Here is an 8,497-nt window from a genome sequence, read left to right on the forward strand (position 1 = left end):
CGCGCAGCGTCTCGACCACGTTGAGGCGGGCGCCGCCCGAGCGCGGCTCGCCGCGCCGGGTGCCGGCGGGCCGTCCGCGCAGCTTCGTCTTCTGCAGATGCCCGGCGCGGCCGGTGGAGGGGATGCGCGGCTTTATCCGGCCGGCGAGGCGGAGCTGCTCCAGAAGCCCGGCGGGGATCGCCGCCTGCGCGGCCTCGAGGATCATGTCCTCGAGCGGGCGGTCCTCGACGTTCTGCTGCTCCTCGTTGCGGCCCTCCGGCGGCTCTTCGGGCTCCTGCTGGTCGTCCGGCGGCGGCTCCTCCTCGGGCGGCGGCATCGGCAGGCGGGTGGCGCGCGGCGCCAGCACCAGCCGGGCGGCGACCGCCGCGTCCTCCTTCGACACCTCGTAGCGGCCGGCGAGCGCGGCGTGCGCGCGGGCGGCCCGCACCGCGAGGATCGGCGCGCGCAGCGACCACACGCCGAGCGACAGCGCGGTGCCGCACAGGGCTTCCACCACGTCTTCCGGCACGCTCACCGAGGCGAGGCGGCCGCGGGCGGCGGCGATCTCGTCGGCGTCCGGATAATCGTCGGCCGCAGGCTCCGGCGAGACCCCCTCGAAATTCAGGCGAAAGGCGAGCCGGTCGGAGAGCGCCGCGGGCGGCTGCTCGTCGTCGGTCATGCCCTCGTCGAGCGCGACGATGCCGAATGTCGTCGGGGTGTCGAGCGCGATGCCGTCGCGCTCCATCGTCACGCCGCCATTGTCGAGCACGGCGCCGAGCCGCGCCGCGGTGCCGGCCGACACCCGCTCGGCCATCGCGATCAGCAGCGTGCCGCCATCGGTCTCGGCGAGAATGCCGCGCTCGGCGATCGGCTTGCCGGCCCGCAAGGTGGCCGCGAGGTCGAGGCCGCCGAGCAGGCGGCTGTCGCTCACGTGCAGGGGCAGGCGGCGCCACGGCGCTTCCGCCGGCACGAGCCCTTTCAGCGTGGCGAGCCACCGCTCGCGGGCAAAGCCGGGCAGCGAGCGCAACAGCACGCCGGTGGTGCCGCCCGGATCGACGGCGAACAGGGCGGCGGCGAGCGCCGCGTCGGCCCAGGGGGAATGGTCGGTCTTTTGTTGCTCGGTCATGTCGGCCCCGATATCGGACGCCTCGTACCGGCGCAGGGATCTCCGGCTCCGACCCGTCCTCGTCCCGAGGAGCCCGCGGAGCGAGCGTCTCGAAGGGCGGGGGCGGCCTCTGGTTCGAGGCTCGCCTTCGGCGAGCACCTCACCATGAGGCCGGGAGAGTCGGGTCGAGACCCGTCACGCCCCGAAATGCTCCTCGAGCGCGCGCTCGACGCGCACCGTCGAGCCCGCCTCGTCGAGCGGGTTGCGGCGCAGGCGGTGGCGCAGCGCCGAGGGGGCGACGCGCTTCAAATGCTTGTCGCCGACGGTCGCGTCGTTGTCGATCGCGGCGAGCGCGCGGGCGGCGCGGATCAGCGTCAGCTCGCCGCGCAGGCCGTCGGTGCCGAGCCCCATGCACAGCTTGGCGGCGCTTTCCAGCGTCGCGTCGGGCACGGTCACCTTGGCGAGCCGGTCGCGGGCGGCGAGGATGCGGCGACGCAGCTTGTCGTCCTCCTTCTTCCAGGTGGCGACGAAGGCTTCCGGGTCGCGCTCGAAGGCGTCGCGCCGGCGCACCACCTCGATGCGGGTCGGCAAATCTTCGGGCGTGCGCACCTCGACCGACAGGCCGAAGCGGTCGAGCAGCTGCGGGCGCAGCTCGCCTTCCTCCGGGTTGCCGGTGCCGACCAGCACGAACTTGGCCGGATGGCGGATGGAAAGGCCCTCGCGCTCGACCACGTTCTCGCCGGACGCCGCGACGTCGAGCAGGAGGTCGACCAGGTGGTCCTCCAGGAGGTTCGCCTCGTCGATATAGAGGAAGCCCCTGTGGGCGCGCGCCAGCAGCCCAGGCTCGAACGCCTTGACGCCTTGGGTCAGCGCCCGCTCGAGGTCGAGCGCGCCGACCACGCGATCCTCGGTCGCGCCGAGCGGCAGGTCGACCACCGGCACCGGCACCTGCTTGCTCTTGAGCTCGCCGTCCTTCTTGCCGTGGCAGTGCGGGCAGCCCGGTGCCGGTTTTGCCGGATCGCAGGCATAGGGGCAGCCGACCACGACCTTCATCTTCGGCAGGAGCTGCGCGAGCGCGCGCACCGCGGTCGACTTGCCGGTACCGCGGTCACCGAAGGCGAGGACGCCGCCGACCGTCGGATCGACGGCGGCGATCAGCAGGGCGAGCTTGATCTCGTCCTGCCCGACGATGGCGGAGAACGGAAACACCAGAGCCATAGGAGGACCAATCTGCAATCGAGGCACACGAACGCACGGCCGGGAGGCCGGCCGGCGGCGAGGAGAGAAAAACATATCGCGGAGGGGCTTCGCAGCGTCGCTCCGCTGTCGCTGGAACGACTATAGGAGCGGCCGGCATTCGGCAACATGCGTACCCACCCGGAGGTGGTGTGCCTGCCAAAACGCCGCAGCGGCGCGGCCGGTCGGTTGGCAGGTTCGCTCCGGTTCACCTATCTTACGGCCGAACCACCGATATCGAACGGAACCCGTGGAGACGATCATGTCGGCTGCATTCACGGTGCGCCTCGACGAGGAGACGCTGGCCGCGCTCGACCGCCTCGCCGAGAAGACCGAGCGCTCGCGCAGCTGGCTGGTCGGCCGCGCGGTCGAGGATTACGTCGCCGCCAATGCCTGGCAGATCGAGGCGGTCGAGGCGGGGATCGCCGCCGCCGACCGCGGCGACTTCGCCGGCGACGAGGAGGTGGCGCGGGTTCGCGCCAAATACGCCGGCAAGCCGTGAGGGTGCGGTGGGCGACGCCGGCGCTGCGCGAGCTGGAGGCGATCGGCGACTTCGTCGCGAAAAACGACGTCCGGGCCGCCGACACGCTGGTGTCGCGCATCCTCGACCACACCGATCGTCTGGCGACGCATCCGCATCTCGGCCGCGCCGGCCGGGTGCCGGGCACGCGTGAGCTGGTCGTCGGCGACGCGCCGTTCCTGGTCGCCTATCGGGTGCGGAACGACGTCGTGGAAGTTTTGGCGGTGCTGCACGGCGCGCGGCGCTGGCCGGACAGCCTGGGCTGCCCGCTTGGGCTGACCGCCTCGGCTGATCGTTCCGGTCCGGGCGAGCGCCGCCGTTCGGAGCGGCGGCGCCCTCGTGATTGAAGAAGCTCGTCGATTGGAGTGTGCCTTGCAAAAACCCCTTCGCCTCGTACTGCTGGTCGTCGCGGTCGCGCTCGGCGTGACGCTGGCGCAGCCGGTGCTGCAGCGCTGGTTTTATTCCGCCACGGAGCCGCGCGCGGTCGAGCCGCGCGGCGACCTCGCCGCGTTCGAGCGCACCACCATCGCCATTTTCGACAGGGTGTCGCCGTCCGTCGTCCAGGTGGCGGCGCGCACCGGCACCGACGCCTTCGCCGGCGCCGAGGGCGACGAGCAGGGCGCCCAGACCGGCACCGGCTTCATCTGGGACGGCGCCGGCCACGTCGTCACCAACAACCACGTCGTCCAGGGCTCGACCGAGATCGCCGTGCGGCTCGCCAATGGCGACGTGCGCCGCGCGACCGTGACCGGCGTCGCGCCGAACTACGACCTCGCGGTGCTGCAGCTCGCGGGCGGCGGCGTGCTGCCGCCGGCGATCCCGATCGGCACCTCGGGCGACCTGAAGGTGGGGCAGGCGGCGTTCGCGATCGGCAACCCGTTCGGCCTCGACCAGTCGCTGACCACCGGCGTCATCAGCGCGCTCAAGCGGCGCCTGCCGACCACCACGGGCCGTGAGATCGCCAACGTGATCCAGACCGACGCCGCCATCAATCCCGGCAATTCGGGCGGGCCCTTGCTCGATTCGGCGGGGCGGCTGATCGGCGTCAACACGGCGATCTTCTCGCCGTCCGGCTCGAACGCCGGCATCGGCTTCGCGGTGCCGGTCGACATCGTCAACCGGGTGGTGCCGGCGCTGATCGCCAAGGGGCGGGTGCCGACGCCCGGCATCGGCATCGTCGCGGCGCCGGAGGCGCTGGCGACCCGGCTCGGCGTCGAAGGCTTGGTGGTAGTCCGCACGGTGCCCGGCTCGCCGGCCGACCGCGCCGGCCTCGAGGGCGTCGACCGCCTGCGCGGGACGCTCGGCGACGTGATCGTCGCGGCCGACGGCCATCCGATCCGCCGCCTCGTCGACCTCACCGACCGGCTCGAGGAGGTGGGCGTCGGCCAGACGATCTCGCTCGAGGTTTTGCGCGGGAACCGGACGGTGACGGTCGCCGTCGAGGTCGCCGACATCGGCCGGCGACCCTGAGTTCACCGCGCCTCGGTGGCGTCTTCGTGCCGAGCCGTTGCACGGCTCGAGGGCGCGGCACGAGTGCCTGCCCGGGGGCACGAGTGTCTGGACGCGAGCGTCCGTCAGAAGCCGACGCCGAGGAAGAGCGGAAAGCCGCAGCGGGAATAGGCACAGCCGGCGTAACGCGGCTCGCCGGCGGCGAGGCGATAGCTGCGGCCGGCATAGGCGGGGGCGTGCCACTGGGCCGCCTGCCGCTGGCCCGGCTGCCGTATCGCGTGGCGAACCGTGCGACGAGCAGCGAGGCGGTCGCGTGCCGCCGGCTTGCGGGTCGCGGCGGTGCGCACGACAGGCGGCGTCCGCTCGATCGTCGGCCGCTCGGTGGCCGGTGTCGCCGCAGCCGGTGTCGCCGCGGCCGGTGTCGCCGCGGCCGGTGTCGTCGCCTCGCCCGTGGTGGGGGTAGCCGCCGGCACGCTCTCGCTGCGCGGCATCGCGGCGGACGGGGCCGCCTCCTCGGCGACGGCCGGCACCCCGCCGCTGGCGGCGAGCAGTGCGACCGCCATCACTGCGAGCGCCACGAGGCCCGCACGCCGGCCGCCCTTTCGTCGGTCACCCGCTCGTGGGTCACCCACTCCGGGGTCGCCCGCTGGCGGGGCGAGCGGCCGGGTCCGGCACATGTCTTCGTTCACGACGGTCGACCTCATGGCGTCCTCGTTTCGCTTCTCGGTTCGGGGGCCGGACCGCGGCCGTGGGAGTGTTTCTCGGGCGCGTTCAGAACCCGATGCCGTGCATCACCGAGCCACCGCCACCGCCGCCGCCATAGCCGCCGCGGCCGCCATAGCTCGGGCGCGAGGAGGCCGACGCGCGGGCGCGGGCCGGCGGCTGGTAGCGCGGCGCCGGGCGGGCCTCGCGGCGCTCGCTCCGCTCGCGGCGCGGCGGGGACGCGGCGCGGCGCGGCTCCGGACGCGGCCGGTGGACGGACTTCTCGCGGCTCGGCCGCTGGACCTGCACCGGGGCCGGCTCGTCCTTCGGCTCGGGCTCGAGTGCGGCGATGCAGTTTTCGACCTTTTCCTTCTTCTTCAGCGTCTCGACCAAATCCTTGGTGACCTGGATGTCGTCGACGTCCTGCTCGGCGGCCTTCTCGTCGGTGTTGAGCAGGAACGCCATCACGCCGCGGCGGGTGACCGGGCCGATGATGCCGTCGGTCTGGCCGCGGAAGCAGCCGAGCCGCGACAGCTCGCCTTGGGCGGCCTCGACCAGCTCCGGCGAGTTCGGCGCCTCGGCCTTCGCCTTGCGCTCGGCCTCCTCGCGCAGGTCGCGGTCGCGCTGCTCCTGCTCGAGCTTCAGCGCCGCCTCGCGCTGCTGCTTCTCGGCGGCGGCGGCGGCTTCGCGAGCGCGCGCCTCCAGCTCCTCGCGCAGCCTTGCGGCGTCGCGCTCGGCCTTCAGCCGGGCCGCTTCCGCGAGCTTGGCGCGGCGCAGCGCCTCGTCGCGCTGGCGGGCGGCCTCCTCCTCGGCGGTCTTGCGCTCGGCGTCGGCGAGCGCGGCGCGCGCGGCCTCCTCCTTCTGGCGCTGGGCGGCGGCGGCCTGCTCGGCCTTCAGCCGCTCCGCCTCGGCGATCTTTGCGCGCTTCTCGGCCTCGACCTTCTGGCGCTCGGCCTCGCGGGCCGCCTTCTCGCGCGCCGCCTCCGCGCGCTCGCGCTCGGCCGCCGCCCGCTCGAGGATGTCGAGCCGCCCCTGGGCGATCACCGCCAGCGGCGAGGACGCGTACGTCTTGACGAAGGCGCGGAGCTCGGCCGGGTCGCTGGAGTCCTTGACCTTCTCCCAGGCCAGCCGGTCGGGCGTCGCCTCCTCGGACGAGCCGGCGCCGTGCTGCGGGGTGGAGCGGTCGAGCGCCGCCACCGTCGTGGTCGCCGTCTCGGCGGCGAGCTTCGCCCGCTGCTGGCGGGCGAGGTCGGCGAAGAAGCCGCTGCCGTGCACCGCGAGGAAGGCGTCCCACGCGCTCACCGTGCCGACCCGCTCGGCCAGCTCGTAGTCGCCGCGCGGATCGTAGACGATGGTCGGCTTCTTCGGCTCGGGCTCCTTCGGCTTCGGCACCAGCGAGACGGTGGTGCCGCCGAGCGAGCCGTAGACGTAGGGCTCCTGGCGGTTGCCGGTGCGGGCCAGCACGTCGTCGCGCACGCGGCCGAGGGCGATGCGGATGTCGAGGCCGGGCGCGGTGAGATTGTCGAGCAGCGCCTGGGTGAACGGGCTGTGCTCGCCGCGGCCGTCCTCGGCGGTGGAGCCGGCCTTGGCGGCGTAGGCGACCAGCGTGTCGCTGCCCATCGGCTCGATTTTCGCGAGGCCCTGGCCGATCGCGCGGGTGGCGATCTGGCGCTGCATGGTGCGCAGGAACGGGTTGTCGCGGCAGGCGTCGAGGATCACCAGGCGCAGCCGGCGGGTCGCCTCGATCGAGCGGAAGATGCGCTCGAGCGCCACCGCCTCGTCCTCGGCGTCGTAGTCGCTGCGCAGCCGCGCATCGACCGGGATCATGTAATTGGTGCCGCCGACCTCGATGCCGTGCCCGGCGTAGTACACCACCGCGACGTCGGCATCGCGGGTCTTCTGGTAGAAGTCGCGCAGCGCCCGCTTGAACTCGACCACGCCGAGATCGAGCCGCAGCTCGACGAGGTCGAACTTCGCCTCGCGGAACATCTCGGCGACGGCGGTCGCGTCGTTCGCCGGATTGTCGAGCTGGACGACGTTCTTGTAGGTCGAGTTGCCGATCACCAATGCGGCCCGCTTCTCCGCCTGGGCGGTGCCGGCCGCCAGCATCAGCATGGCCGCCGCGCACAGCGGGGCCAGGAGCCCTCTCAGGACGAGCCCTCTCAGGACGAGCCCTCTCAGGACGAGCCCTTTCAGGGCGAGCCTCTTCGGGACGAGTCCCTCGGGGACGAGTCCCTCGGGGACGAGTCCCCTCACGACGCGGGAGAGCATCGTCCAAATCATGACGGTCGAGGTCATGGTCGGTCACCCGCTCGGTTGGGGGCGGCGGGCCGGCGGAGGGCGACTGGCACCCTCCGCCCGGCCGGGCCCGTGTGTCGGGGGACGGACCCCGGGGCGCGCCGGGTGTCCTGCCCATTGGTGGCCGGGCCGTGCGGGGCGTTCATGCGGCTCGCTCGACGAGCCCTCACGCCCACGCCCGGCCCGGGGTGATCCACACCGTCACTTGGCGGACGAGGTCTTCACCTCGAGATTGACGATTTGGACCCGGCGGTTGTCGGCCGCGAGCGGCTGGTCGGGGTGCTTGAGCTGCTCCTCGCCATAGCCGGCGGTGACCAGGCTGTCGGCCGGGATGTCGAACTTCTCCAGGAGGAACCGCTTCACCGCGGCGGCCCGCCGCTCGGAGAGACCCTGATTGTAGCGATCGCTGCCGGCGCCGTCGGTGTGGCCACCGAGCAGGAAGGTGCCGCCGCGAAGCTCGGCGCTGCTCAGCGCCTTGCCGAGCTCCATCAGGTCGGGCACCGCGCGGTCGACGATCTGCGAGGAGTCGTAGTCGAAATACACCTCGAGATCGACTTTACTCTTCTCGCGGGCGATGTCGGCGACCTTGGTGCGCTCGTCGAGCGTCAGCGCGCGGGTTTTTCCGCGGATGGTCTGCAGGAAGCTCTGGTCCTCCGCCGCCTTGGGCGAGAAGGTCAGGCCGCGGGTCTTGGGCGGCGGCCGCAGGGCCTCGATCAGCTGCTGCTCGGTCGGCCGGGCGCCAGACGAGGGCGACTGCGCCAGCGACGGCGTGGCGAACGCCAGGCCCGCCACCAGCATCAGGCCGGCGACGGCGCGCCCGAAGGCGCGGGTGCCGCCCGCCCGTGTCGTGATCGTCTGCAACTCGCCCGCCTGCATCGTGACCATGGGCATTCCGGATGTAGGTCGTGTCATGTTGGATCCTCCGGCTTGGTCCAAGGCGTCCTTGCCTCTCGTCGTCGACACTAGCGATGGGGAGGGCTTCCAACTGTGAACGATCTCACAAAGCCGCGGACGGCGGCTCTCAGAGCCCGTTTGGAAACTCCGACGGGGCTGCGCCGGAGCCGATTTCGCCGATCCGGCAGGAGCCGATCGAGGCGCGTACCGGGGAGTACGTGCGAGATCGGCGACGAACCGGGCGGCCGAAAGCGGCCCGGCCCTCCGAACACGGGCCTGCCCGTGTTCGGCACGTGACGTTCGCAAGTCGGGCA

7 protein-coding genes and 1 pseudogene are annotated in these 8,497 nt (G+C 72.8%); 3 read left to right on the forward strand and 5 right to left on the reverse strand.

The genetic code is table 11. The features are described from left to right. Positions 1 to 1,105: pseudogene (locus A33M_RS16350) on the reverse strand (magnesium chelatase subunit D); the annotation flags it as partial. Between the two features lie 174 nt (positions 1,106 to 1,279). Continuing rightward, positions 1,280 to 2,302 carry a magnesium chelatase ATPase subunit I gene (bchI, locus tag A33M_RS16355; protein WP_008389323.1) on the reverse strand — a complete coding sequence of 341 codons (1,023 nt, stop codon included), beginning with the start codon at positions 2,300 to 2,302 and terminating at the stop codon, positions 1,280 to 1,282. A gap of 280 nt (positions 2,303 to 2,582) precedes the next feature. Between bchI and A33M_RS24475 the strand changes: the two genes are divergently transcribed. From A33M_RS24475 to A33M_RS16370, 3 genes are read left to right on the forward strand one after another with little or no spacing between them, the layout of a single operon-like run. Then, positions 2,583 to 2,822, forward strand: coding sequence for a CopG family ribbon-helix-helix protein (locus A33M_RS24475; RefSeq protein ID WP_040621120.1), 240 nt, complete (start codon positions 2,583 to 2,585; stop codon positions 2,820 to 2,822). Next, on the forward strand, positions 2,819 to 3,187 hold the full coding sequence (locus A33M_RS24480; protein WP_192814126.1) for a type II toxin-antitoxin system RelE/ParE family toxin: 369 nt from the start codon (positions 2,819 to 2,821) through the stop codon (positions 3,185 to 3,187). The genes A33M_RS24475 and A33M_RS24480 overlap by 4 nt, the downstream gene beginning before the upstream one ends. Before the next feature lie 25 nt (positions 3,188 to 3,212). Then, positions 3,213 to 4,310: a S1C family serine protease gene (locus A33M_RS16370; RefSeq protein ID WP_008389329.1), complete on the forward strand. Its 1,098-nt coding sequence runs from the start codon at positions 3,213 to 3,215 to the stop codon at positions 4,308 to 4,310. Between the two features lie 104 nt (positions 4,311 to 4,414). Here the strand turns inward: A33M_RS16370 and A33M_RS16375 are convergent, their stop codons facing one another. From A33M_RS16375 to A33M_RS16385, 3 genes are all read right to left on the reverse strand, one after another. Beyond that, entirely contained in the window at positions 4,415 to 4,852 is a 438-nt protein-coding gene (locus A33M_RS16375; RefSeq protein WP_157223519.1) for a hypothetical protein, read from the reverse strand. A 208-nt stretch (positions 4,853 to 5,060) separates the two neighbouring features. Beyond that, a complete protein-coding gene (locus tag A33M_RS16380; protein WP_008389333.1) occupies positions 5,061 to 7,106 on the reverse strand; it encodes a caspase family protein in 2,046 nt (681 codons plus the stop codon). A gap of 384 nt (positions 7,107 to 7,490) precedes the next feature. Continuing rightward, positions 7,491 to 8,180 (reverse strand): OmpA family protein, encoded by a 690-nt coding sequence (locus tag A33M_RS16385; protein WP_202801922.1) that lies wholly within the window; start codon positions 8,178 to 8,180, stop codon positions 7,491 to 7,493. Between the last annotated feature and the right edge of the window lie 317 nt (positions 8,181 to 8,497).

The organism is Rhodovulum sp. PH10 (assembly GCF_000293785.1).
Classification (GTDB): domain Bacteria; phylum Pseudomonadota; class Alphaproteobacteria; order Rhizobiales; family Xanthobacteraceae; genus Rhodoplanes.

Excerpts from the sequence above, each read along its gene's own strand:
- bchI (WP_008389323.1), bottom strand. The coding sequence starts at position 2,302 with ATGGCTCTGGTGTTTCCGTTCTCCGCCATCGTCGGGCAGGACGAGATC.
- A33M_RS24475 (WP_040621120.1), top strand. The coding sequence starts at position 2,583 with ATGTCGGCTGCATTCACGGTGCGCCTCGACGAGGAGACGCTGGCCGCG.
- A33M_RS16375 (WP_157223519.1), bottom strand. The coding sequence starts at position 4,852 with ATGGCGGTCGCACTGCTCGCCGCCAGCGGCGGGGTGCCGGCCGTCGCC.
- A33M_RS16380 (WP_008389333.1), bottom strand. The coding sequence starts at position 7,106 with ATGCTGATGCTGGCGGCCGGCACCGCCCAGGCGGAGAAGCGGGCCGCA.
- A33M_RS16385 (WP_202801922.1), bottom strand. The coding sequence starts at position 8,180 with ATGCCCATGGTCACGATGCAGGCGGGCGAGTTGCAGACGATCACGACA.